The organism is Burkholderia sp. AU31624, assembly GCF_020420065.1.
In the GTDB taxonomy this organism is placed as follows: domain Bacteria; phylum Pseudomonadota; class Gammaproteobacteria; order Burkholderiales; family Burkholderiaceae; genus Burkholderia.
On the sequence record NZ_JAIZRT010000013.1, the window covers coordinates 82,194 to 106,028 of the forward strand.

Sequence of the window (23,835 nt, forward strand, 5' to 3'; positions counted from 1 at the left end):
CGTTACTGTACGAATCGGATGGCGTATCCTGAAGGTCCAAAAAGTGACTATTTGACTGGGACATGAAATTCGACGATCTGATGCCGGACCGTCATCTCGACATGCCGGTCTATCGGCAACTGGTCCGGCGCTTCCGCGAGGCGATCGAGACGGGCAAGCTGGCGCCGGGCAAGCGCGTGCCGTCGGTACGGAGCCTGGCCAGCGAACTCAATCTGGCACGCGGCACCGTCGAAGCGGCCTATCAGATCCTCATCGGCGAAGGGTACCTGGTCGCACACGGGCCGGCCGGCACCGTCGTGTCGCCCCAGCTGCCGGATGGGCGGCAGCCGCGTGCCGCGGCGCCCCGGCCGGACGAACCGCCGCGCGGCGATTCGACGGCGAGCGGGCCGAAGCCGTTCCAGATGGGCATTCCCGCGCTCGATGCGTTTCCGCGCATGCCGTGGATACGGCTCACCGGCCGTCATGTGCGGGCGATGGCGACCCCGTCGCTGGACTACGCGCCGCCGCAAGGGCACGATGGGCTCAGGCGTGCGCTGTCCGCGTACCTCGGCGTGTCGCGCGGCATCGACTGTTCGGCCGGGCAGATCTTCATCACCGCGGGGTATCGCGGCGCGCTGGACCTGATCTGCCGGACCTTGCTGCGTCCCGGCGACGCCGGCTGGTTCGAGGATCCCGGGTATATCCACGCACGCCGCCTGCTCGAGCACGCGGGGATGCGGCTCGTGTCCGTGCCGGTCGACGACGACGGCCTGCGCGTGGAAGCGGGGCTGCGCCGGGCGGCCGATGCGCGTTTTGCCGTGGTGACGCCGACCCATCAAAGCCCGCTCGGTGTCGCGCTGTCGCTGCCGAGACGTCTTGCCTTGCTCGACTGGGCCCGGCAGCAACGGGCTTGGATCGTCGAGGACGATTACGACAGCGAGTTCCGTTACCACGGCCGCCCGTTGCCCGCGCTCAAGAGCCTGGATCGCTACCAGCGCGTGCTTTACACAGGATCGTTCAGCAAGGTGCTGTATCCGGGCTTGCGGCTGGGGTATCTCGTTGTTCCCGACGAGCAGGTCGCGGCCTTTCGCGACACCGCCGGCTGGCTCGGCGGTAGCGGCCAGATGCTGATGCAATCGGTCGTCGCTGATTTCATGGAGCAAGGGCATTTCGCGCGTCATCTGAAGAAGATGCGGGCGCTTTATGCCACCCGCCGCGCGTGGCTGATCGATGCGTTGGGTAAGGTCTTCGGTGATGCGCTGCACGTTCCGCCCCGCGCGGGCGGCCTGCACGTGGTGGCCTATTGGCGCACGGCGGTCGACGATCGCGCCGTCGCACGCATGGCCGACCTGCAGGGCTTTTCCGTTCAGCCGCTGAACAACTGGAGCCCGGGCGGCCGGATGCCGCCCGGCATGTTGCTCGGGTTCACGAACCTGACGTCGGCGCAGCAGGCGTTGACGTTGGTTCGACGCTTGTATCGGCTCGTTCGTGTGTGAACCGGGCGTGGTGGATGACGAACCCGCGGGGCGCCGGAGTACGTGCGGCTGGCGCCACGATTTTGCGATTGTGTGACAGAGTTACCGCGACTGTTCTACGCATGGTCGATAACACCCCGTGATGTCGTCGTCCGAGTTCGTGCCTCATGGGTGGCTGGCACCATGCTTTCCGCCTTTCGACCGAGCTGACTTAACTGGCCTGGTTCGCATCATCGGCGGCGGCTCTCGGCCACAAGCGGTCTTCCAACAGTTGGGGCTAGAACGTTGACACCAGGGCTCCACGGACGCATGCTCCAACGCAATCGCCCGCGATGTTCCGGTGAGAACCATCCGCGTTGCGATGCGACTGATCCTGCGAATCGGGAGTGGCAATGGCAAAAAGTCGGAAGCGGGTCTCCCAACGACGCACTGCGATACACGCGGGATTATGGGTGCCGCTTTATTTTGCGCTCGCACCTTGGGCGTCGCTCGCATCCCCTTGGCAAGACCTCGAAGTACTGGGAAAGAGGTTTCGCATTGAAATCGACAAGGCGTACCAGAAGGTCCCCAAAAGCGGCTCGACCCAAGAGATAGATAAAGCCGGGGACATTACTTGGCTCGCAGTGCGCTACATTCCGCTCGGAAGTTCATTTGACGACGCCGAAGTTATTCTTCGCGCCGCCGGATTTGCAGTCGGAGCACGGCCGGGACCAAACCAGCCGGGGAATCTACCGCATAGATATGATGTTGTTGCGCGGATAGAGCAGTACCGTACAAGCTTACTTTTCTCGCGCACCGACGTGTCCGTACTTCTTTCGCCCAAAGCTCCCGGCGATTTTCAAGATGGTGTTTCGGCGGTTTTCGCATCGTTTACGACGAGTTATTTGTAGCGAAATTGCGATGCCGCTACCCCGCCTCCGGTCGCCGTGCGATCCGCGCACGGGTGGCGGGCGACGCAAGACACGTAGCCACCGCTTCGTAGCCCGGCGCACCGGGGTACGGTGCGACGCGTGCCGGAGGGCTATGGTTCGCGGGACACAGAATGATCGCTTCGTCGGGGCCGACGGCCGACAGGTCCAGGATCGCCGACGAGCGGGTCAGCATGAACAGCGGCCGCATGCCGTCGGCTCTGGCGCGGTGGCGAAGGCACGCAATCAGCGCCGCCTGCGTCGGCTGGTCGAGATCCTGCTCGATCATGTCCACGACGAAAGCGCCAGCGCCGTCCGCCTCGAGGCCTACGAGCAGCACGGTCAGCGCCGCAGACGCCGTGGCGCCTTCATCCGCAAGCCATGCCGCCGTGCGTTCGACGCGCGCCTTCAGCGCCGGATCGGCGCGCAACGCGGCGAAGGCAGCCGCGCCGCCGTCTTCCAGCCGGTCCAGCCCGATGAATGCGGCGCCGGGCAACGCGTCGGCGAGCCGATGCGCGAGACGGGTCTTGCCGCTGCCCAGCGAACCGATGATGTAGTTCAACGGACGGATATCGCGAAATTCGAACCATTCACCGTCCCACGGCCAAGGGAGGTTGAACGCAACGCCCGCGGCGGCCGGAGCGAGCAGGCGCGTCAGTTCGCCGTCGTCGGGCATGCGGCCGGGGGCAAGATCGGCGCGGATCGCGCGAACCTTGTCGACCTTGCCGACCAGATCCTGAATGTCGCGCCCGAGCGCCGCCTCATGCGTCGCCAGGGCGTCGCTCAGGCTGCGGGCGTCGCCGCCCAGCACGTTCGCGACCTGGGCCAGGCTCAAGCCGAGCGCGCGAAGCGCCGCGACTTCGGCCGCACGCGCCAGATCGTCCGGGCCGTAGGCGCGGTATCCGGCCACCGTTCGCCCGGGCGTGACCAGTCCTTGCCGCTCGTACAGCCGCAGCGCCTTGGCCGATACGCCAAGCCGCATCGCGGCTTCCGATGCGCTCAGGCCGCGCGTGACATCGCTCATGGGTCACCTTCGGGTCGTCGATTCGTTGCGCCCAGCATAAAGGCGATCCCAAGGGCCGGGTCAAGCGCGTTCGCGTGTTGACGTGAATCGACGAAGACGCCGGCCGCGCCGCGCGTCAGTCAGTCGGCCGCCGCGAATTCGTCGCGCAGCGCGTGATACAGCCGCCGATACCGCGCCAGCCGCCCCGCCAGCAGATCGACCATGGCGGCATCGGGCGCGACCGTCTCCGTGACGGGCGGCGCGACGCAGACTTCCGCGAGCGTGTCATCGGTCGCGGCCAGGCGCGCCAGCCGCGCCGCGCCGAGTGCCGCACCGACCGCGCCGTCCGCGTGGCGTTGCATCCCGAGCCCGGTCGCATTCGCACACAGCCGCGCCCAGAACGCACTCTTCGACCCGCCGCCGATGAACGACACCGCGTCGAGCGTCGTGCCGGCCGCACGCAGCGCGTCGTAGCCGTCGGCCATCGCGAACGCGACGCCTTCCATCACCGCGTACGCGAGGTCGTATGCATCGTGCTCGTTGGACAGCCCGAAGAACACGCCGCGTGCGTGTGCGTCGTTGTGCGGCGTGCGCTCGCCACCGAGATACGGCAGGAACAGCGGCGCACGCGCCGGCTCTGCACGTTCGGCGCGCGCGGCCAACTCGCCGGCGGTGGTGCCGTGCGCGCGGGCGAGCCAGTCGAGGCTCGCGGCGGCCGACAGGATCACGCTCATCTGGTGCCAGCGCCCTTCGATGCAGTGGCAGAACGCGTGCACGGCCGCATCCGGGTTCGGCGCGAAGCGGTCGTTGCCGGCGAACAGCACGCCCGACGTGCCGAGCGACAGGAAGCCGCTGCCGGCGCCCGTCACGCCCATGCCGATCGCGGAGGCCGCGTTGTCGCCGGCGCCGCCGGCGATCGTCACGGGCCCCGCGATGCCCCATTCGCGCCGAAGCGCGTCGCGCAGCTGTGCGGCCGGTGCGTTGCCCTCGACGAGGCGCGGCATCTGCACGCGCGTCAGCTCGGTCGCGGCGAGCATCCGGTCGGACCAGTCGCGGCGCGCGCAGTCGAGCCACAGCGTGCCCGACGCGTCGGACATCTCGGACACGAATTCGCCGGACAGGCGCCAGATCAGGTAGTCCTTCGGCAGCAGCACCTTGTGCACCGCGCGGAACACGGCGGGCTCGTATTTCGCGAGCCACAGCAGCTTCGGCGCGGTGAAGCCGGGCATCGCCATGTTGCCGGTGATCGCGCGCGATTCCGGCACCAGCGCCTCGAGCTCGACGCACTCGGTGCCGGCGCGCGTGTCGTTCCACAGGATCGCGGGGCGCAGCACCTGGTCCGCGCGATCGATCAGCGTCGCGCCGTGCATCTGCCCCGAGAGCGCGATGCCGCGCAGCGCGGCGAAGCCGGCCGGGTGTGCGGCGCGCACCGCCGCGATCGCGTCGAGCATCGCGTGCCACCACGCCTGCGGGCGCTGTTCCGACCAGTGCGGATGCGGGCGGCTGATCGACAGCGCGGCCGAGCCGGTCGCGAGCGGGGCCGAACGGGAATCGGTGAGGAGTACCTTGACCTCGGACGTGCCGAGATCGATGCCGAGAAAAGTCACGTGTGAAGCATCCTGTCTGGGGCGCGCGGCGGCGTGCGTCGCGGGGGCGGCGCGTCATCGCGGCCGTGCGGTTCGTTGAGCCGGTGCAGCGCGCGGAACCTCGACGGCGGCACCTGCTTCATCGCGAGAAACTGGCGGTTGAAATTCGACAGGTTGTTGAAGCCAACCCGGTAGCAGATGTCGGTCACCGTCAGGTCGGAAAACATCAGCAGCTCGCAGGCCTCGTTGATGCGCAGCCGGTTCAGGTAGCGCACGAACGACGAGCCGGTATGGCGGCGGAAAAACCGCGTGAAGGTGCTGACGCTCATCCCGGCGAACGCGGCGACGTCGGTCTCGCGCAGCATGCCGGGCAGGTTCTGCTGCAGGTACGACAGCACCTGGTTGATGGTCGACGACATGTAGTGCTGCGCGTCGCTGCGGTAGCCGGGGCCGGCGAGCACACGCCGCTCGCGGCACGACGACAGCCGGTCGAACAGCGACATCAGGATCTCGACGCGCCGGCAGCCGTGCGCGTTCGCGAGTTCGAGCATCAGCGGCGCGACGTCGCGGCCGACGCGGTCGGGAAACTGCACGCCGCGCGCCGCATCGTCGATCAGGTCGATCACCGGCTGCAGCTCGCTGAACGCGCCGACCATCTTCTCGATCGCATCGCGCGAGAACTGCAGCACGACGTCGCGCGACGGCACGCGTTCGCCGTCGGGGAGTTCGCTGACCCAGTTGTGCGGCAGGTTCGGCCCGGTGACGATCAGGTTGCCCGGGCCGAAATCGCCGATGTGATCGCCGACGAACATCTTGCCGTGCGACGACTGGATCAGATGAATCTCGTACTCGGGATGAAAGTGCCACTTCGCGACCGAGTGCGGATAGTCGTGGATCCACGCGCGGAACGATTCGTCGCGGTGGGTGGGAACGATCTCGAGATCCGGGTTCATCGTGTGCTCCGTCGGGGGCGTGCCGGCGTGCTACGAACGGGACATCGACCAGCCCGTCGCGGCGGGCGGCGTGGTGCGCGTCGCGGCCGCCGGCGGCGCCGCGTGCGCGGTCGGGTTCGCGTCCGGCAGCGTGACGTTGCGCTCGGTACCGGCGTCGAACAGATGCAGGGCTTCTTCGTCGAAGCGGAACGCTACCACGGCCCCCGGCGCCGGGGCCATCGGGGCCGGCACGAGGGCCGCGCACGGCTGGCCGTGCCAGTCCAGCGTGACGAGTGCCTCGGCGCCGAGCAGCTCGACGAGCTCGACCGTGCCGGTCAGCGCGAGCGTGCCCGGGGTCGGATCCGGTTCGGTGACGAGCCGCAGGTGGTTCGGCCGGATCGCGGCCTTCACCTGCTGACCGTCGTGCAGCGGGGCGAAGCGTGGCGACGCGAGCGGCCAGCGCGCGCCGTTGCAGTCGAGCAGCACGTTCGCGCCGAGGCGCTCGATCGTGCCCGCCGCGAAGTTCATCGCCGGCGTGCCGACGAAGCCGGCGGCGAACACCGTGTGCGGCTGCCCGTACAGCTCGGCCGGCGTGCCGATCTGCTCGATGTGGCCGCCGCGCATCAGCACGACGCGATCGGCGAGCGTCATCGCCTCCAGTTGGTCGTGCGTGACGTACAGCGTGGTCGTCTTCAGCCGACGATGCAGCCGCTTGATGTCGCCGCGCAACTGCGTGCGCAGCTTCGCGTCGAGGTTCGACAACGGCTCGTCGAACAGGAACACGGCGGGCGTCTTGATCATCGCGCGCGCGATCGCCGCGCGCTGCTGCTGGCCGCCCGACATCGCGCGCGGGCGGCGGTCGAGCAGCGCGTCGAGGCTCAGGATGCGCGCGACGTCGCGCACGCGGCGGTCGATCTCGTCGGCCGGCACCTTCAGGCGCCGCAGGCCGAACGCGATGTTGTCGTACACCGTCATGTGCGGGTACAGCGCGTAGTTCTGGAACACCATCGCGACATTGCGCTCGCGCGACGGCAGGTCGTTGACGACCGCGTCGCCGATCACGAGCTCGCCGCCGGTGATCGCCTCGAGGCCCGCGATCATCCGCAGCATCGTCGACTTGCCGCAGCCGGACGGGCCGAGCAGCACGATGAATTCGCCGTCGGCGATCTCGAGGTCGAGCGGGTGCAGCACGGCGGGGCCGCCGTCGTAGTGCTTCGACAAAGCCTTGCAGGTGATCTGGGCCATGGTTTAGGGCGTGTCCACGCTAATAACGGGCTTGCGCTGGCCACCAGAAGGGCCGAGCGCGAGGATTGCGACGAAGCGAATACTCGACGTATTCGCGAGGAGCATGACGCGGCGCTCGGCCCTTCTGGTGGCCAGCCCCACGAATGCATTTTTCAAACAGGGGAACGTGCCTTTCCGCCCACATTGCGGCGTCGTGCGTCGCTTGTTTGGCACGGCCAAACGGCGCTCCTTACTCCTTGCACTGCGGGCGGAAAGGCACGTTCGCAAGCCCGTTATTAGCGTGAACACGCCCTAATCCATTTCGATCTGAATCTTGACGTCGCGCGGGTGGCCGCTCGCCGCTTCCTCGAACGCGCGCACGCCTTCGGAAAACGGGAACGTGCGCGAGATGAACGGCTTCACGTCGATCGCACCGGACGCGATCAGCGCGAGCGCGCGCGGAAAGATGTTCGCGTAGCGGAACACCGATTCGATGCGGCCTTCCTTCGCCTGCAGCGCGACCACGTCGAGCGGCACCGGGGCGACCGGCATCCCGATCAGCACCGCGCAGCCGCCCGGGCACATCAGGTCGACGAGGTTCGCATACGCGTTCGCGCTGCCGCTGGCCTCGAACACGACGTCCGCGCCCCAGCCGTCCGTTGCCTGGGCCACCACGTCGGCGAGCGACTGTGTGCGCACGTCGACGGTCGTGACGGCACGGTTGTCGGCGAACAGCGCGAGCTTGTCGGGCACGACGTCGGCGAGGATCACGCGCGCGGCGCCGCCGGCGAGCGCGGCGAGCGCCGTCATCGCGCCGATCGTGCCGGCGCCGATCACGACCGCGAGGTCGCCCGGCTTCATCGCCGCCTTCTTCGCGGCCTGCAGGCCGATCGACAGCGGCTCGACGATCGCGCCTTCGGCGAACGACACGGTGTCGGGCAGCCGGTACGTGAACGCGGCCGGATGCACGACGTACGGCGTCAGGCAGCCGTGGATGGGCGGCGTCGCCCAGAAGCGCACGTCGGGGTCGAGGTTGTAGAGCCCGCGCAGCGTCGCGGGCGAATCGAGGCGCGGCACGCCGGGCTCCATGCACACGCGGTCGCCGACGCGCAGGTGCGTGACGCCGGCGCCGGTCTCGACGACGGTGCCGGACGCCTCGTGGCCGAGCACCATCGGCGCGTCGACGCGAAACGGGCCGATCCCGCCGTGCACGTAGTAATGCACGTCGCTGCCGCACACGCCGACCGTATGCACCTTGATCCGGACGTCGCCAGGGCCGACCGCCTGCGGCAGGTCGATGTCGCGCAGCGCGAGTTCGCGCGTGCGTTCGAGTACGAGTGCTTTCAACACATCCTCCTTATTTTCCCTTGACCATCGAATTGAGCAGGCGGCTCAGCATGCCGACGAACACGAGCGGCGGCAGCGCGAGCAGCACCGTCGACGCATTGATCACGCCCCACGGCACTTCCTGGCCGAGCGACGTGAACGCGGACGCGACCACCGGCAGCGTCGCGCTGCGCGACGACGTCAGCGCGAGCGCGATCATCAGTTCGTTCCACACCAGCACGAAGCTGAACACGATGCCGCCGAGCAGCGTGCTCGCGCACACCGGCAGCGCGATATGCCAGAACACCGCGTACGGGCCGTAGCCGTCGAGCGCGGCGGCTTCCTCGATCTCGCGCGGCAGCCGGCGGAACACGGGGATCGACAGCCACGTGATGGTCGACAGCGTGACGAGCAGGTACGTGACGATCATCGACAGCTTCGTGTCGTACAGCCCGAGATCGACCCAGATCGCGATCAGCGGCAGCGCGACCGCGACGGGCGGCAGGAAGCGCAGCGACAGCAGGAAGAACTGGATGTCGCGCTTGCCGCGTATCGGGTAGCGCGCGATCGCATACGCGGCCGGCACGCCGAGCACCGCGCCGATCAGCACGGCCGCGCCGACGATCGCGATGCTGTTGCCGAGGCCGATCAGCACCTCGGGGCTCGACAGCACCTGCTCGTAGTTCGCGAGCGTCGGCGTGAAGATGAAGCGCGGCACGGGCGTGACGATGTCGAGCAGGTGCTTGAGCGAATTGAGCACGGCCCAGAACAGCGGGAACGCGGCGACGAGCAGGATCGCGCCGGCGATCGCGACAGTCGTTGCGGTCGAAACGGTCGCGGCGGTGCCGCGGCGGGCCATCAGTCGTCCCATTTGTTGACCCTCTTCCAGATGAGCGTGAAGACGAGCGTGGTCGCGACCATCATCAGCACGGCCATGCCCGACGCATAGGACACCTTGCCGGCGAGGCCGATGCCCTGCTGGTACGCGTACAGGTCGAGCGTTTCGGTCGCGATGCCGGGGCCGCCCTTGGTCATCACGTAGATCAGGTCGAACGAGCGCAGCGATTCGACCATCTTGATGAACACGAGGCTCACGAGCGGCGCCTTCAGCATCGGCAACGTGATGTACGCATGCACCTGCCACGTCGTCGCGTAGTCGAGCCGCGCGGCTTCGAGCGGCTCGGGCGGCAGCGTCTCCAGCAGCTTCAGGATCACGACCGCGAAGAACAGCCCCCATTGCCACACGTCGACCAGCGCGACCGCGTACAGCGCGAGATGCGGATCGGCGAGGAACGCGGTGTTCTCGATCCCGAGCATGCCGAGCAGCCAGCTCAGGATGCCGGTGAGCGGCGCGTACATGAACTTCCAGATGAACGCGGCCGATACGCGCGGCAGCAGCACCGGCATGATCAGCACCAGCGACGCGAGGCGGCGCCAGCGGCCGTGCACGCGCTCGAACAGGAACACGGCCAGCGCGACCCCGACCAGCACCGCGCCGGCCACCGTGACGACTTCCCACAGCACCGACACCTCGATCGCGTTCAGGAAGCGCCGGTCGGACGCGAGCCGGATGAAGTTGCGCAGGCCGACGTATTCGCTGTCCGGATAGCGCAGCACGCGGTTGCGCAGCGCGAGATTGATCGCGGCGACCGTCGGGACGAGGCTCAGGACCGCGAGCAGCGCGAGCGTCGGCGCGAGGAACACCCACGGCAGGCTCGTGCGGTCGCGGCGTGCGCGGCCGCGCCGGGCGGACGGTGCGGAAGGCGGGGCAGGGGCCGGACGGACGCCGAGCGCGCGTCCGTCGGCGCCGTCATTTGCGAGCGCCATGTTCGAGCGCGTCCTTCGCGTACTGGTCCGCGTCGTCGAGCGTGCCGCGCACGTCCGTCTGCGTGCCGGTGAACACCTGCTCGAGCGCGATGCCGAGGTTGTCGCCGATATCCGGCCACTGCGGCGTGCGCCAGATCGTCACCTGCGTGACCGGGTTGGTGTCGTTCAGCCCGGCCTGGATCTGCGGCGCGACGTGTTGCTTGAAGTACGGGCTGGCGATCGTGCTCGACCGGTTGTAGTCGCTGAACACGCCGTTGCGCAGCCGCGCCTGCTCCTGGTCCTTGCTGGTCGCCCACGCGATGAAGCGGCCGGCGGCCATCCGCGTGCAGTCGTCCTTCGCGCCGACCGCCGAGATCGCGAAGCCGTGGCCGTAGGCGGCCGACGGCAGAGGGGCGGGCGGGCGCGTGTAGCCGACCTTGCCGGCCACGCTCGACTTGCTCGCATCCTCCATCCAGTCCGCGAACGGCGTCGATTCGATCATGAACGCGACCTTGCCCGAGCGGAACGCTTCGAGCGCGTTGCTCCAGTCGTAGGTTGCCGCGCCCGGCGGCGCGTACTTGAACAGGTCGCCGTAGAGCTGCGTGGCCTTCACGGCGGCCGGCGAATTGAACGCGGGCTGGCCGCCCTTGTCGGTCCAGGCGCCGCCCATTCCGAGCATGAACGGCGACCAGCGCCACACGTTCATCCCCGAGCCGCGCTGGCCGCGCGCGACCCAGCCGTACAGCTTCGGCGGCGCGTTGAGCTTCTTGATCGCGGCGACGAGCTCGTCGAGCGTCTTCGGCACCGGGATGTGCGCGGCGTCGAGCAGGTCGCGGCGGTAGAACAGGAAGTCGCCGCCGCCGATCAGCGGCGCGAAGTACGCGACGCCGTTGTAGCTCGCGACCGCGCGGCGGCCGGGCAGGAAGTCGTCGTAGTCGTATTCCTTCGGGTAGTACTTGAGGAGCGGGACGATCCAGTTGGCCGACGCGAATTCGGCGACGTTCGCCTCGTCGACGTAGTAGATCTGATACGAGCCCGCGCCGGTCGACGCGTCGAGCCGCGATTTCGCGCGGCGGTCGTTTTCGCCGAAATAGCTGATCTCGACCTTGGTGCCGCTCTTCTTCTCGTAGTCGGCCAGCGATTTCTCCATCACCGACAGGCCGAGGCTCTTCTGCGCGAGCACCCGAAGGGTCGGCACCTTGCAGACCTGCGCGGCCGCGACGCCCGGCAGACAGGCGCCGAGCAGCAAGCCGGCTGCGACGATTCGCATCTTGTTCACCCGTGTCTCCTTGATTCTGCTTGTTCGAATGCCGTCGATGACGGCAGGAACAATGGTGTGACGGGGGCGATGCGGGCACCACATCAAAAGAAAACGTCAACCGATACTTTTTGCTCAAGGTTGGTCGTGCGATGCACAAAATGTGGTGGTGGGGGGTGGGCCGGCTGGCGGCGCGGCGCAGGCAGCGTCGCGCCTTCGCCGATGCCGAGCAGCAGCCGCGCGGCGAACAGCAGCCCGAGGCTGTGCACGAGCCCGGTGGTGAAGGTGGAGACGACCCAGATCAGCCCGCAGCCGATCAGCGTGATGCGGGCGCCGAACCGGTCGGCGATCCAGCCGCCGCCGATCTGGCAGATTGCATACGAATACGCGAACGCGGAGAATGCGACGCCGAGTTCGGTATTCGACAGGCCGAGTTCGGCCTTGATCGCGCCGGCCGCGGTCGCAGATTGACGCGGTCGACGTAGAGGATGAACGAAAGCGCGCACAGCAGCCACAGCGTGTGGCGCCGTTGACGGTGGTCGTTGGGCATGTGTCTCACTCCATTCTCGTGCGCGGCGTGACAATGACACCGCGTTCACTGGCCGGGCCAGCATCGCGCGGCGGCGGAGACACTGTCTAATGAATCTTTGGGATCAATCGATAACCCCAGGTATTCATTCCCGTTTCAGCGGCATCAGCCGCATCAGCCGTACCCGACGCAACGGAGCACCACAGGTGAAGAATTGACCGACGACGAAGAACTTTCACTCCGCCGCGAGAGCCGCTTCTGGGACCTGCCGCCGGTGAAATGGTGGATCCGCGGGCATGGCCGCGACGGCTATTCGTTCCGTCTGCTGCTGTGGCCGCCGGTGATCGTGTTCGTGCTCGAATTCGTCTGCGTGCTGTTCGACGCGCTGTACACCGCCATCGGCATCAGCGCCGTCGCGACGCTGTTCCTCGGCTTCGCCGGATACCACGGCGCGCGGCGCGAATGGCTGGTGCCCGCCGCGACCACGCGCGCGCTCGTGAAGGCGCGCATGAAGAAGGCGGCCGAACGGTTCTCGTCGCTCGGCGTGGGCGCGACCGTGCTCGCGATCTTCGTCGCGGCGACCTCGCTGTCGCTCGTGCTGTCGGGTCAGCCGGTGCTGGACACCGCCTGGAAGGACGCGGTGTCGATCTTCATCGCGCTGGTGTTCCTGCCGGTGTACGTGTCCGGCGCGGTGCGCAAGCTGGCGATCGCGCGGATCGAGGAACTGGAGGCGCTGCGCAACGCGACCCTCGGCACCCGCCTGAAATTCGACCGGGCCGGTGCGGTGCGCGCGGTCGTCGTGCAGGGCGCGGCGGGGAACGGAACCGTGTCCGTGCGGGAGTACACGGTGCTCGGGTTCAGCCCGCCACTCGAACAGGTCGGGCGCGAACCGGGCGCGTGACGGTTGAAGCGGACATAAAGGTGCAGTAAAGGCGGCGTCTCAAGCCGGAAAGCGCGCGTGGTCCGGCGCCGGCACGAGGTTGTCGGGCCACTGCACTTCGAACCGCGTGCCGCCCGCGCCGGTCGGCACGCAGACGGCTTCGCCGTGATGCGCATGGGCGATCGCCGCGACGACGGCGAGCCCGAGGCCGCTGCCGCCGGGCTGCGACTCGTTGGCGCGCCGAAACGCCTTGAACACGTGCGGCGCGAAATCGGCCGGGATGCCGGGGCCGTCGTCCTCGACGCGCAGCCGGCACATCCCTGCCTCGATGCACGTCTGGATCCGGATCGTGCCGGGCACCGCGTGGCGGCGCGCGTTTTCCAGCAGCGCGAGCAGCGCCTGACGAATCCGCACCGGGTCGCAGCGCATGCGCCGCGGGTCGAGATCGAGCACCGGATGCTGGCCGGCGGCCTGCAGCGCATGGGCGAACACGTCGACCACGGCGCGCACGTCGGCGGCAAGGTCGACGTCGCGGATCTCGATGCTCAAGTGGCCACCATCCGCGAGGCTCACCACGCGCAGATCCTCGATCAGCCGCGACAGCCCATCGACCTGCGTGAGCAGGCTGCGGAACTGCGCTTCGTCGGGCTTGAACACGCCCTCGGCGAGCCCCTGCAGGCGCCCGCGCAGCACCGTGACGGGCGTGCGCAGCTCGTGCGCGATCGCGGCATTCCAGATCGCCTGTTCGTTGGTCACGCGTTGCAGTTCGTCGGCGAGCGCGTTGAAGTGGTCGGCGAGCAGTGCGGCTTCATGCAGCGAGCGGTCGCCTGCGACCGCTCGCGCGTCGAGATCGCCGCGCGCGACGCGGCGGATACTGTCAGTAACCGAATTGAGCGGCACGAGGATGCGGCGCGCGAGATTGACGGCGACCGCGACCGACAGTGCGAGGCCGACCGACGTGGTCGCGATCAGCCACAGCCATTCCGGCGCGCTCGGCAGCAGGTTCTTCGTGTTGAAATGCGCGGGCCAGTAGTTGAACGCGACGTAGTAGAAGAGGGTGGCGGTGAGCACCATCAGCAGCGTCACGCCGAACACCATCCCGGCCATCGTCAGCGCGATCTGCCGGCTCAGGCCGTCGAGCTTCACGTCAACTCCAGAGCTTGTAGCCGACGCCGCGCACGCTGACCGGCACGCCTTGCACGCCGAGGTCGTCCAGCTTCTTGCGCAGCTTGCTGACGTGGCTGTCCACCGTGCGTTCCAGCGCGTCGCCTTCCGGCAGGCAGGTGGCCATCAGCTCGGCGCGGCTGAACACACGCCGCGGCGCGCGCGCGAGCTGCGCGAGCAGCTTGAACTCGGTGAGCGTCAGCACGAGCGTGTGCCGTTCGCTGCCCACTTCGAGCGTGGCTTCGTGGCGTTCGAGATCGATCTCGAACGGCGCGACCCGCAGCACGCGCTGCTCTTCCTGGCGGGAGCCGGCCATCGAACGGCGCAGCACCGCCTGCGCACGCGCGACGACTTCGGCGGGATTGAACGGCTTCACCACGTAGTCGTCGGCGCCGATGCGCAGGCCGGTGAGCTTGTCGATGTCTTGGTCGAGCGCGGTCAGCATGATCACGGGCGTGTCGCCGCGATGACGGATTTCGGCGAGCACCTTCCAGCCGTCGACGTGCGGCATCTGCACGTCGAGCAGCACGAGGTCGGGCTTGAGCTGCAGGTGCAGTTCCAGCGCGCGGCGGCCGTCGGCCGCGTGCACGGTGCGCAGGCCGCCGCGCGCGAGATACGCGGTCAGGATCTCGGCGATCTCGGGTTCGTCTTCGGCGATGAGGACGAGCGCCTGGGCGTCCTGGCCGGCGCTGGAAGGGGGCGGGAGATCAGGCAGGGCCATTCGTGTGAGTCCATCGGGGGTTCCATCGAGTCGCCATACTACCGCATGGGAAACGCCGTCGAGCAGAGGGCGGGCGGCGGTGCGCGGCGGCGCGGGACGGCGTGTTGGCGAACGATGTGACGACGATGGCCCGGTTCGACGGGGCCGGGCCGCGCCCGCGGTCGGCCGGCACCGCGGGCGGGACGCCAGTCTGCAACGTGAAGGGGCGCGACGCGCGGCGCGCCCGCGGTGCCGACCGGCCGCGGGGCGGGCCGTGTCAGTGGCCGACTTCCTTCAGCAGCGCGGCGGCCGCGAGCTTGCCGATCCCGTTCGACGCGAGCGGGCTGTCGCCCGTGATCAGCTTGCGGTCCTGATGGCAGCGGCCGGTCATGTCCTTGTTGAGCACCTTCGCGCCGAGCTTGTCCAGGCTTTGCGCGACGAGCCACGGCAGCGGGCCCGGCATGTAGCCGATCTCGAGATTCGGGCCGGTGTCGAGCGCATCCGGGAACACGCACATCTCGTAGCCCTTGAACGGGTAGTTCTGCGGATCTTCGTCCACGGCAGCCGACAACAGGCTTGCGGGCCCGTGGCACAGCGTGATGATGTGCCGGTCGTAGTCGAGCGCCCAGTTCAGCGCGCGCTTCACGTCCTTGCTGTACGGAATGGCGGCGAGCACGCCATGACCACCCGGGATGAACACGGCGATGTACGGCGATTCCGGCCCGAGGTTGGCGTCGAGCACGTCGGACAGCTTCAGCGGCGTCTTGAGCTTCGGCAGGTACTTCCGGTACGTGCCCTGCACCGCCTCGTCGTCGCCCGGCATCGCCCAGAGTTCGAGTTTCGCGGGGTTACCCGACAGCGTCGCGATGTCGATTTCGAAACCGGCCTGGTCCATGTGATGCATCGGCAGCAGCATTTCGACCGGATGATTGCCGGTCGAGAACATCTTGCCGTTCGTCATCAGGATGTAGCGCTCGTCGGTCGCGATCATCAGCACCTTCCACTTGCCGCCCGTGTACGGATTCGGGTAATCCGCGCCGGTGAAATCGGTCTTCGACGACGTGTACTGCGACAGCGAATACGGGGACGGAAAGTACGCGTTGTTTTCGGCCGGATCGGGCGTGGGCGTTCTGTCCATCTGCGGCTGTTCGGAAGTCATGGCTGCTCCTTTCTCGGGGGATGGAGTGAGGATTCGGCATGCAAAACGGCACACAACGCGTGCATTGCACATGCACGGTTGCGAATCGGCGGCGTGGGCCTCCGTTCATGCCCGGGGCGAGGGGATGCGCGTCCCGAACAACGGGTTGCGCGCCGTCATGAATCGTACCTCGGCACCCGGCGCGCCACGCCCCCCCCGATCAGGTGGGTCGTGACACCGCACCGTGCACCGTGCGCACCTCGTCGTGGATACGCCCGGCACGTGACGGGCGGATGTCCGCCGGGCCGGCGCGCCACCGCCGACTCCCCCTGACAGGGGGGGGCGCCGAAGCCGGCGCGTCGGGTATCGTGGCCCCACTCGCGAAGACCGGCCCCGGCGGATGCACAGGCCGTGCCGCCCGCGGGCGCGCAGCTTTGCCCGGCCGGCATCGTGCCTGACCGGTCGCTTATGGAGCCCTTCATGAATCCGTCACAGCCGCATTTGCACGATGCCCCGGCCTCGTCCGCGCATGCGTATCCGCTGCTGATCAAGCAGCTGCTTCACACGCCGCTCGCGACGCGGCCCGAGCAGGAGATCGTGTACGGCGACCAGGTCCGGCACGATTACTGGACGTTCCGGCATCGCATCGGGCAACTCGCGAGCGGGCTGACGTCGCTCGGCGTCGGCGCGGGCGATACGGTCGCCGTGATGGACTGGGACAGCCACCGCTACCTGGAGTGTTATTACGCGATCCCGATGATGGGCGCGGTGCTGATGACTGCGAACGTCAGGCTGTCGCCCGACCAGCTGCTGTATACGCTGAACCATTGCGGCGCGCGTGTCGTGCTGGTGCATCGCGATTTCCTGCCGCTGCTGGACGGCATCCGCGACCGGCTCGTGGCGGCGGAGCGCTTCGTGCTGATCGCGGACGGCGCCGAGACCGGGCTGGCCGACGGTTTCGCCGACGAATACGAACGGCTGGTCGCGGCCAGCTCGCCCGATTTCGTGTTCGGTGATTTCGACGAGAACACCCGCGCGACGACGTTCTATACGACCGGCACGACCGGGCTGCCGAAAGGCGTCGCGTTCAGCCACCGCCAGCTCGTGCTGCACACGCTGGCGGGGATGGCCGCGCTGTCGAGCGCACGCGAGCACGGGCGCCTGCATCGCGACGATGTCTACATGCCGATCACGCCGATGTTCCACGTGCACGCGTGGGGGTTGCCCTACATCGCGACCACGCTCGGGCTCAAGCAGGTCTATCCGGGGCGCTACTCGCCCGACGGCCTGCTGGCGCTGATCGCGCGCGAGTCGGTGACGTTCTCGCACTGCGTGCCGACCCTGCTCGGCATGATCCTCGACTGCCCCGCATCGGCATCGGTCGATCTCTCGTCGTGGAAGGTGGTGGTCGGCGGCTCGCCGCTGCCGGAAGGGCTCGCGCGGGCGGCGCTCGCGCGCGGCATCGACGTGTACACCGGTTACGGGATGTCGGAAACCTGCCCGCTGATGACGATCGCCCAGGTCGATGCGCCGCCCGGGGCCGACGGTACGGCCGACGATACGCTCGCGCGCCGGACCAGGGCGGGGCTGCCGCTGCCGCTCGTCGACCTGCGCATCGTCGACGCGCAGTTTCGCGACGTGCCGCATGACGGCCGCGCGGCCGGCGAGGTGGTCGTGCGCATGCCGTGGGCGACGGCCGGCTATCTCGGCGACGCGCCGGCAACGGCGTCGTTGTGGGCCGGCGGCTATCTCCATACGAACGACATCGGCGTGATCGATCCGGCCGGCCGGCTGCAGATCACCGACCGGATCAAGGACGTGATCAAGACGGGCGGCGAATGGGTGTCGTCGCTGGAGCTCGAGGACATCCTGTCGCGCCATCCCGCCGTGCGCGAATCGGCCGTGATCGGCGTGAAGGACGCGCGCTGGGGCGAGCGGCCGCTCGCGCTCGTCGTGCTGGCCGACGACCAGGTGGGGCGCGTCAGTCCGGCCGAGTTGCAGGCGCACGTGAAGCAGGTCGCCGATCGCGGGCTGATTTCGCGGTACGCGGTGCCGGAGCGGCTGCTGATCGTCGACGCGATCGAGAAGACGAGCGTCGGGAAGATCAACAAGCGGGCGCTGCGGGAGCGCTACCAGCCCGCGTGACGGCGCGGCCCGCCAAGCGCCGGCCCGCCGGCCGTGCCGGCTCATCCGAGCGTCGTCTTGCCGAGATCCTCGAAGAGCCGGACGTTGTCCCAGTAGGCGGCCAGCCGCGTGATGCGGCCGTCGGCATCGAACTCGAACACGAACGCGTGCCGCAGCGTGAACGACCGGCCGCGATTCCGGATACCGAGGAAGTCCCGCGCCTGCGTGCCGCGGATCGTGACCTCGGCGGTGGCGTGGCGGCCCGCATCATCCGCATGAATGGCGTCGATCCCGTTCGACAGGTCCGGGAAAGCATCGAGCAGCGTGCCCCAGGTCATCCTGCCGTGCGTGGCCGCCGGCGCAGCCGCGCCGGCCGGCACGTAGTCGAGCACGGCGGCGGGGGAAAAGAGCGCGAGCATGCCTTCGATGTCATGCTGGCGATACCGGTCGAAAAAGGCGGCGACGACGTCGCGACGGTTCATGCGGACTCCTCGTGGAACGGCTGGGCGACGGTCCCGACGCGCGGCGCGAGCCGGCTGTGCAGGACACCTTCCGGTCAGGATGGAGTGACTTTCCCGGCGCGGTAGCCCCCCGAATGGGGGGCTGAACAGCACCGTCCCGATCGAGAACAATGCGAGTCCTTCCGTTCGACCGGCGCACGCCGCGGTACGGATATCACCTACTTTTGACGGCCGTCGCCGTGTCGCTATGCTGTTCCGGCGCGGGGCGGCGCCGCGCCGCGCACCGGGCCGCACGGCGGTCCGGCCTTCCAGGCGGACGCACGCGCGCAGCGCAAGGAGAACAGGAACAGCATGACGTCCAGCGACAGCAGACAAGCAGCAGGGCCTGCGGACGCCGACGGGATCGAAGTGCTGGTGCGCACCAAGCTCGCACCGGCATCGGCCCGTGGAATCGTGTCGCGCATCGCGCGGTTCGGCCGGCTTGCGCGCGGCCTCGATCGCCGGCTGACGCTCGTGTGCGCGCCGGCCGGGTACGGCAAGACGACCGTGCTGGCGGAGTGGCGCCATGCACTCGTGGCGACGAACGTGAAGGTCGCCTGGGTGAGCCTCGACCAGGACGACGACAACGCGTCGATCTTCTCGTCGTACGTGGTGGCGGCGATCGTCGACGCGACGGGCGGTGTCGGCGGCCGCGCGCAGCGGCTGCTGCGCGACCGCGCGCTGATTCCGCTGAAGATCGTGTTCGACGAACTGCTCAACGAGCTGGAGGGGGCGGGCATCGAGCTGGTCCTGATGCTCGACGACTACGACCGCCTCGCGTCGCCCGTCATCCACGACGCGATGTTCGAGCTGCTGCGCTATGCGCCATCGAACCTGCACGTGGTGCTGTCGTGCCGCTCGGCGCCCGCGTTGCCGCTCAGCTATTTCGAATCGCGCGACGAGCTCGTCCGGGTCGACGAAGAGGATCTGCGCTTCGACGAAGCGGAGACGCGCGCGTTCTTCGAGCGCGTCGCCGGCAAACCGCTCAATGCGGAAAACGTCGGGCGGCTGCGCGCGGCCACCGAAGGCTGGGTGTCGGGCCTGCAACTCGCGGCGCTCGCGTTGCGCGACGACACCGATGCGGCGCGCGTCGCCGAGCAGGTCAGCCATGCGCGCGCCGGCATTGCCGCGTACCTGAACGAGAACGTGATGACGCAGGTGCCGGATGCGATCCGTCACTTCCTGCTCTGCACGGCCGTGCTGGACCGCATGACGCCCGCGCTGTGCGATGCGCTGACGGGCCGCGACGATGCCGTCGCGTGCCTGGAGTGGCTGAGCGCGCACAACCTGTTCATCCGCTCGGTCGACGGCGGCCGCCGGAGCTACCGCTATCACGCGCTGTTCCTGCAATACCTGCGCGAGGAGCTGGCGTTGCGCCGGCCGGACGAGGTCGCCGCGCTGCATCGCCGCGCGAGTGCGTGGTACGCGGCCGAACGGCAATGGCCGGATGCGGTCAGGCATGCGCTCGCCGCCGGCGATTTCGACGCGGCCGCCGGTTGGGTCGAGGCGTGCGCGATGAAGCTGATCGCCGCGAGCGACGTCCGCACCGTGCTCGACTGGGTATCGCGCCTGCCGGAGCCGGCGCTGGCGGGCCGCCTGCGGTTGCGGATCGCCCACGTGTGGGCGCTGGCGCTGTCGATGCAGATGGTCGACGCGCGCCGCGCGCTGGAGGCGATCGAAGCCGATATCGACGCACGGCGGCTCGGCACGGACGCGATTACCGCGACCGAGCTGCTTGGCGTTCGCTCGCTCATCGCGGGGCTGTCGGACCGGAGCATCGAGTCGCTCGCGCTCGGCGAGCGCGTGCTGGCGGCCGGCCCGCCGGCTGGCTCGTGGGTCGAGCAGATCGGGCAGACGACGCTGATCTTCGGGCTCGGCTACGCGGGCCGCCTCGACGACGCGCTCGACCTGCGCGCACGCGCGGAAAGCGCGGCGTCGGGCCACGAGCCGCTGTTTGCGCATGTGTACCGGCAGAACATGTCCGGCCTCGCCGAATTCGTCGCGGGCCGCCTGCACGATGCGTCGAAGACGTTCGAGACGGCGCTGCGCGGCGCGGAGCGCTCGGCGGGGCGGCTGTCGGCGGCGACCGCGCTGTCGGCCGGCTACCTGTCCGCGATCTATTACGAATGGAACGACTGGCCGAAGGTGCGCGAAGCGCAGCGCGACCGTTTCGACATCGCGATGCAGGCGTGTTCGCTCGGGCCGCTGCTGCGGTTCATGCAGACGGCCGCGGTGCTGCAGTTCCGGTCGGGCAACGAGGCCCGCGCGCACGAGATGCTCGACGAGGCCGACCACATCGCCTGCAGCCGGCAATGGCTGCGGCTGCGCGTCGCCTGCATGGCGACCGGCGTGCGGCTGCATGTGAGCGCGGGGAAGCTGACGCAGGCCCATCGTGTCGGGCGGGCGCTGGCGGCGCTGGTGTCGGCTGAACCGCCGGAAGTCGCGTCGAGCTTCGTCGAGACGTGGCAGATGGCGCAGTCCGCGCGGGCGCGGCTGCTGCTTGCCGATGCCCGCGCGGAAGAAGCCGCCCGGGTCATGGCAACGGTGCACGACGTGCTGGCCGCGCGCGGCTTCGACTGGTTCGCCGCGCAGGCCGCCGTGCTGCGTGCGGTCGCGCTCGAACAGGCCGGGCAGGAAGACGACGCACTGGCCGTGCTGGCCCCGGCGCTCGAATACGGGCAAGGCAACGGGCTCGTGCGCACGTTCGTCGACGAAGGCGCCGTGGCCGAACGCCTGACGGCGCGCGTGCTGAAACGGGCCGACCGGTTTCCGGCGGTCGGCACGTGGTATCTGCGCGAACTCGCGCGCGCGTTCGAGGCGGACCGGGCGTCGAATGACGCGCCGGCCGCGCGGCCCGGCACGGCCGGCAACCTGAGCGCGCGTGAAGTCGAGATCCTCGATTACGTCGCGCGTGGCCTGTCGAACAAGGAGATCGCCCGCGCGCTGCGCGTTGCGCCGGAGACGATCAAGTGGCACCTGAAGAACATCTTCGAGAAGCTCAACGTCACGTCGCGCATTCAGGCCGTGCGCAGCGGGCTGGCACTCGATGCGTCGTCCCGCACGCGCGTCGGCGACGAATAGGCGGTGGTGGGCGGCGTGCCGGCGTTGCCCCGGTGCGACGGGCTCATCGATGCGCGTCGAACGCGGCCACGATCTCGTCGATCGTCGCTCGGATACGCGCGGTGTGGCGCAGGTCGCGATGCGTGACGAGCCAGACTTCGTACGGCGCTTCCCGCGTCTGCTCGGGCCAGATGCGGGCGAGGCCGTCGCGTTCGCCCATGTGCACCGGCACTTCGCCGATGCCGAGTCCCGAACGTAGCGCAGCGCGCATCATCAGGCTCGAATTCATCCGCCCGACGATACGCCCGGCAGCGATCGGCTCGCCGGCGATCGCCGGCTTGCGGCTCGCGTCGACATACGGCTGGTAGACGACCAGGTCATGCCCCGCGAACGCGCTGCCGCGCGCGGGCTCGCCGTGCCGTTGCAGATAGTCGTGCGAAGCGAACAGGCCCATGTCCCAGCAGGCGAGGCGGCGCGCGACGAGATCGGGGTTGTCGGGCCGCACGGTGCGCACCGCGATGTCGGCCTCCCGTTTCGCCAGGTTCAGGACTTGAGTCGCCGTGTTCAGCGACACGCATACGTCGGGATGCTTCGCATGCAGCCGCGCGATCGACGGCATCACGAATTCGAGCGCGAGCGCATCGGTCGTCGTGATCTTGACCTCGCCGGCGAGCCGCCGGTCGACGCCCTGCGTCAGCCGGACGAGCTCGTGCGCATGCTGTTCCATCGCCTCGGCGGCGCGCAGCGCCAGCTCGCCGACCGGCGTGGTCAGGTAGCCCTTCGACGAGCGCAGGAACAGCGTGGCGCCGAGCATGTGCTCGAGTTGCGCGAGCCGGCGCCCGACCGTCGCCTGGTCGACCCCGAGCGTTTGCGCCGCGCGGCGCAACGTGCGTTCGCGATGAATCGCGAGGAACACGCGTGCGTCGTCCCAGTTCATCGCTTGTGCTGACTGATGCATTTTTGCATTCCTCGTTCGGCAATTCACTGCGTGCCCGCGCGCGGCACCGTCCCTAGACTGTCTTCACACCCATTGCGATGCCGCGATTCGGGGAGGTTCCGCGAATCGGCCGCGCATCGACGAACGTTGAGGATCATATCGTGAGTGATGACGTGAAAACCCTGCCCGCCCGCATGACGGCGATCGAAATCGTGCGTCCCGGCGGCCCCGACGTGCTCGTGCCGACCATGCGTCCCGTGCCGTCGCCGGGCCACGACGAAGTGCTGATCCGCATTCATGCGGCCGGCGTGAACGGCCCCGACGTATTCCAGCGCAAGGGGCTGTACGATCCGCCGCCCGGCGCGTCCGACATTCCCGGCCTCGAGGTCGCCGGTGAAGTCATCGCGGTCGGCCGCGACGTCACGCGCTTCGCGATCGGCGACGAAGTCTGCGCGCTGATTCCGGGCGGCGGCTACGCGGAATACGCGGTGGCGAACGAGAGCAATACGCTCGCGATTCCCGACGGCCTCGACATGACGGAAGCGGCCGCGATGCCCGAAACCTTCATGACGGTCTGGCTGAACCTGTTCCAGCGCGGCCGGTTCGCCGCCGGCGACAGCGTGCTGATTCACGGCGGCGCGTCGGGCATCGGCACGACCGCGACGATGCTGGCGAAGGCGTTCGGCGCGTCGACCCTCATCACGACGGTGGGCTCGGACGCGCAGCGCGACGCGAGCCTGCGGCTCGGCGCGGATCTCGCGATCGAGTACCGCAACGAGGATTTCGTCGATGCGGTCAAGCGCTTCACCGACGGCAAGGGTGTGGACGTGATCGTCGACATCATCGCCGGCGACTACGTCGCGCGCAATTTCGCGGCGGCCGCGATGAACGGCCGCATCGTCCAGATCGGCGTGATCAATGGGCCCGCGAAGGAGCTCGACCTGTTCCCGATGCTCACCAAGCGTCTCACGCACATCGGCTCGACGCTGCGCTCGCGTACCTATGCGGAGAAGGCGCAGCTCATCCGCGAGCTGGAGGAAGCCGTGTGGCCGCTGATCCGGCAGGGCACGGTGAAGCCGCAGGTCTACCAGACCTTCGATCTGCGCGACGCGAGCGCGGCGCACGCGCTGATGGATTCCGGCCGCCACATCGGCAAGATCGTGCTGCGCACGCCGGCTTTCGCCGCAGACGGCAAGCATTCCACATGATCGGCCCGCGCTTCAGCCCCCCGGACGGGGGGCTGAAGGCTGCGCGGCGAATGGCGACAATCGGTACCACTGAACATGACGGCGCGCGACGCGATCGA

19 protein-coding genes and 1 pseudogene are annotated in these 23,835 nt (G+C 68.7%); 6 read left to right on the forward strand and 14 right to left on the reverse strand.

Annotated elements, in window-relative coordinates:
- Positions 1 to 62: 62 nt before the first annotated feature.
- Together LGM89_RS34740 and LGM89_RS34745 are read left to right on the forward strand one after the other, a co-directional pair.
- A complete protein-coding gene (locus tag LGM89_RS34740) occupies positions 63 to 1,475 on the forward strand; it encodes a PLP-dependent aminotransferase family protein (RefSeq protein WP_226275483.1) in 1,413 nt (470 codons plus the stop codon).
- Positions 1,476 to 1,906: 431 nt separating this feature from the next.
- On the forward strand, positions 1,907 to 2,344 hold the full coding sequence (locus LGM89_RS34745) for a hypothetical protein (RefSeq protein ID WP_143329857.1): 438 nt from the start codon (positions 1,907 to 1,909) through the stop codon (positions 2,342 to 2,344).
- A gap of 16 nt (positions 2,345 to 2,360) precedes the next feature.
- Here the strand turns inward: LGM89_RS34745 and LGM89_RS34750 are convergent, their stop codons facing one another.
- The 9 genes and pseudogenes from LGM89_RS34750 to LGM89_RS34790 form a co-directional block, all read right to left on the reverse strand.
- Complete coding sequence (locus LGM89_RS34750) at positions 2,361 to 3,386, reverse strand: MerR family transcriptional regulator (RefSeq protein ID WP_226275484.1); 1,026 nt, start codon at positions 3,384 to 3,386, stop codon at positions 2,361 to 2,363.
- 119 nt (positions 3,387 to 3,505) lie between these two features.
- The gene (gene xylB / locus LGM89_RS34755) at positions 3,506 to 4,972 is read right to left on the reverse strand and encodes a xylulokinase (RefSeq protein ID WP_226275485.1); all 1,467 of its coding nucleotides are present in this window, start codon (positions 4,970 to 4,972) and stop codon (positions 3,506 to 3,508) included.
- Positions 4,969 to 5,904 carry an AraC family transcriptional regulator gene (locus tag LGM89_RS34760; protein WP_089498020.1) on the reverse strand — a complete coding sequence of 312 codons (936 nt, stop codon included), beginning with the start codon at positions 5,902 to 5,904 and terminating at the stop codon, positions 4,969 to 4,971. The genes xylB and LGM89_RS34760 overlap by 4 nt, the downstream gene beginning before the upstream one ends.
- Positions 5,905 to 5,934: 30 nt before the next feature.
- Positions 5,935 to 7,128 carry an ABC transporter ATP-binding protein gene (locus LGM89_RS34765; RefSeq protein ID WP_226275486.1) on the reverse strand — a complete coding sequence of 398 codons (1,194 nt, stop codon included), beginning with the start codon at positions 7,126 to 7,128 and terminating at the stop codon, positions 5,935 to 5,937.
- A gap of 291 nt (positions 7,129 to 7,419) precedes the next feature.
- Complete coding sequence (locus tag LGM89_RS34770) at positions 7,420 to 8,454, reverse strand: NAD(P)-dependent alcohol dehydrogenase (RefSeq protein WP_226275487.1); 1,035 nt, start codon at positions 8,452 to 8,454, stop codon at positions 7,420 to 7,422.
- A 10-nt stretch (positions 8,455 to 8,464) separates the two neighbouring features.
- Positions 8,465 to 9,304 carry a carbohydrate ABC transporter permease gene (locus tag LGM89_RS34775; RefSeq protein ID WP_089428633.1) on the reverse strand — a complete coding sequence of 280 codons (840 nt, stop codon included), beginning with the start codon at positions 9,302 to 9,304 and terminating at the stop codon, positions 8,465 to 8,467.
- Entirely contained in the window at positions 9,292 to 10,260 is a 969-nt protein-coding gene (locus tag LGM89_RS34780; RefSeq protein ID WP_226207433.1) for a carbohydrate ABC transporter permease, read from the reverse strand. Before LGM89_RS34780 ends, LGM89_RS34775 begins: the two co-directional genes overlap by 13 nt.
- Positions 10,244 to 11,509, reverse strand: a complete 1,266-nt coding sequence (locus tag LGM89_RS34785) for an ABC transporter substrate-binding protein (protein ID WP_264172757.1) — start codon at positions 11,507 to 11,509, stop codon at positions 10,244 to 10,246. Before LGM89_RS34785 ends, LGM89_RS34780 begins: the two co-directional genes overlap by 17 nt.
- 164 nt (positions 11,510 to 11,673) lie before the next feature.
- Positions 11,674 to 12,047: pseudogene (locus LGM89_RS34790) on the reverse strand (MFS transporter); the annotation flags it as partial.
- A 193-nt stretch (positions 12,048 to 12,240) separates the two neighbouring features.
- On the opposite strand from LGM89_RS34790, the gene LGM89_RS34795 reads away from it, so the two are divergent.
- A complete protein-coding gene (locus LGM89_RS34795) occupies positions 12,241 to 12,927 on the forward strand; it encodes a hypothetical protein (protein WP_226207434.1) in 687 nt (228 codons plus the stop codon).
- A gap of 39 nt (positions 12,928 to 12,966) precedes the next feature.
- Here LGM89_RS34795 and LGM89_RS34800 read toward each other — a convergent pair whose 3' ends face one another.
- The 3 genes from LGM89_RS34800 to hchA all read right to left on the reverse strand — a co-directional run bounded on the left by LGM89_RS34800 (position 12,967) and on the right by hchA (position 15,929).
- Positions 12,967 to 14,052 (reverse strand): ATP-binding protein, encoded by a 1,086-nt coding sequence (locus LGM89_RS34800; protein WP_226275489.1) that lies wholly within the window; start codon positions 14,050 to 14,052, stop codon positions 12,967 to 12,969.
- Position 14,053: 1 nt separating this feature from the next.
- Positions 14,054 to 14,791 carry a response regulator gene (locus LGM89_RS34805; RefSeq protein ID WP_089446841.1) on the reverse strand — a complete coding sequence of 246 codons (738 nt, stop codon included), beginning with the start codon at positions 14,789 to 14,791 and terminating at the stop codon, positions 14,054 to 14,056.
- Positions 14,792 to 15,047: 256 nt separating this feature from the next.
- Positions 15,048 to 15,929 (reverse strand): glyoxalase III HchA, encoded by an 882-nt coding sequence (hchA, locus tag LGM89_RS34810; protein ID WP_089498013.1) that lies wholly within the window; start codon positions 15,927 to 15,929, stop codon positions 15,048 to 15,050.
- A gap of 447 nt (positions 15,930 to 16,376) precedes the next feature.
- Here hchA and LGM89_RS34815 point away from each other — a divergent pair, with 447 nt between their 5' ends.
- On the forward strand, positions 16,377 to 18,053 hold the full coding sequence (locus tag LGM89_RS34815; protein ID WP_413227493.1) for a fatty acid--CoA ligase: 1,677 nt from the start codon (positions 16,377 to 16,379) through the stop codon (positions 18,051 to 18,053).
- A 41-nt stretch (positions 18,054 to 18,094) separates the two neighbouring features.
- Here the strand turns inward: LGM89_RS34815 and LGM89_RS34820 are convergent, their stop codons facing one another.
- On the reverse strand, positions 18,095 to 18,514 hold the full coding sequence (locus LGM89_RS34820) for a nuclear transport factor 2 family protein (protein ID WP_226275491.1): 420 nt from the start codon (positions 18,512 to 18,514) through the stop codon (positions 18,095 to 18,097).
- Positions 18,515 to 18,844: 330 nt separating this feature from the next.
- Between LGM89_RS34820 and LGM89_RS34825 the strand changes: the two genes are divergently transcribed.
- A complete protein-coding gene (locus LGM89_RS34825) occupies positions 18,845 to 21,613 on the forward strand; it encodes a LuxR C-terminal-related transcriptional regulator (RefSeq protein WP_089498010.1) in 2,769 nt (922 codons plus the stop codon).
- Between the two features lie 43 nt (positions 21,614 to 21,656).
- Here LGM89_RS34825 and LGM89_RS34830 read toward each other — a convergent pair whose 3' ends face one another.
- Positions 21,657 to 22,550: a LysR family transcriptional regulator gene (locus tag LGM89_RS34830; protein WP_226275493.1), complete on the reverse strand. Its 894-nt coding sequence runs from the start codon at positions 22,548 to 22,550 to the stop codon at positions 21,657 to 21,659.
- 173 nt (positions 22,551 to 22,723) lie between these two features.
- On the opposite strand from LGM89_RS34830, the gene LGM89_RS34835 reads away from it, so the two are divergent.
- The gene (locus LGM89_RS34835) at positions 22,724 to 23,737 is read left to right on the forward strand and encodes an NAD(P)H-quinone oxidoreductase (protein ID WP_226275557.1); all 1,014 of its coding nucleotides are present in this window, start codon (positions 22,724 to 22,726) and stop codon (positions 23,735 to 23,737) included.
- Positions 23,738 to 23,835 lie beyond the last annotated feature (98 nt).

Excerpts from the sequence above, each read along its gene's own strand:
- LGM89_RS34765 (WP_226275486.1), bottom strand. The coding sequence starts at position 7,128 with ATGGCCCAGATCACCTGCAAGGCTTTGTCGAAGCACTACGACGGCGGC.
- LGM89_RS34805 (WP_089446841.1), bottom strand. The coding sequence starts at position 14,791 with ATGGCCCTGCCTGATCTCCCGCCCCCTTCCAGCGCCGGCCAGGACGCC.
- LGM89_RS34750 (WP_226275484.1), bottom strand. The coding sequence starts at position 3,386 with ATGAGCGATGTCACGCGCGGCCTGAGCGCATCGGAAGCCGCGATGCGG.
- LGM89_RS34780 (WP_226207433.1), bottom strand. The coding sequence starts at position 10,260 with ATGGCGCTCGCAAATGACGGCGCCGACGGACGCGCGCTCGGCGTCCGT.
- LGM89_RS34820 (WP_226275491.1), bottom strand. The coding sequence starts at position 18,514 with ATGAACCGTCGCGACGTCGTCGCCGCCTTTTTCGACCGGTATCGCCAG.
- LGM89_RS34785 (WP_264172757.1), bottom strand. The coding sequence starts at position 11,509 with ATGCGAATCGTCGCAGCCGGCTTGCTGCTCGGCGCCTGTCTGCCGGGC.
- LGM89_RS34740 (WP_226275483.1), top strand. The coding sequence starts at position 63 with ATGAAATTCGACGATCTGATGCCGGACCGTCATCTCGACATGCCGGTC.
- LGM89_RS34760 (WP_089498020.1), bottom strand. The coding sequence starts at position 5,904 with ATGAACCCGGATCTCGAGATCGTTCCCACCCACCGCGACGAATCGTTC.
- LGM89_RS34835 (WP_226275557.1), top strand. The coding sequence starts at position 22,724 with ATGACGGCGATCGAAATCGTGCGTCCCGGCGGCCCCGACGTGCTCGTG.
- hchA (WP_089498013.1), bottom strand. The coding sequence starts at position 15,929 with ATGACTTCCGAACAGCCGCAGATGGACAGAACGCCCACGCCCGATCCG.
- LGM89_RS34825 (WP_089498010.1), top strand. The coding sequence starts at position 18,845 with ATGACGTCCAGCGACAGCAGACAAGCAGCAGGGCCTGCGGACGCCGAC.
- LGM89_RS34815 (WP_413227493.1), top strand. The coding sequence starts at position 16,377 with ATGGAGCCCTTCATGAATCCGTCACAGCCGCATTTGCACGATGCCCCG.
- LGM89_RS34775 (WP_089428633.1), bottom strand. The coding sequence starts at position 9,304 with ATGGGACGACTGATGGCCCGCCGCGGCACCGCCGCGACCGTTTCGACC.
- LGM89_RS34830 (WP_226275493.1), bottom strand. The coding sequence starts at position 22,550 with ATGCATCAGTCAGCACAAGCGATGAACTGGGACGACGCACGCGTGTTC.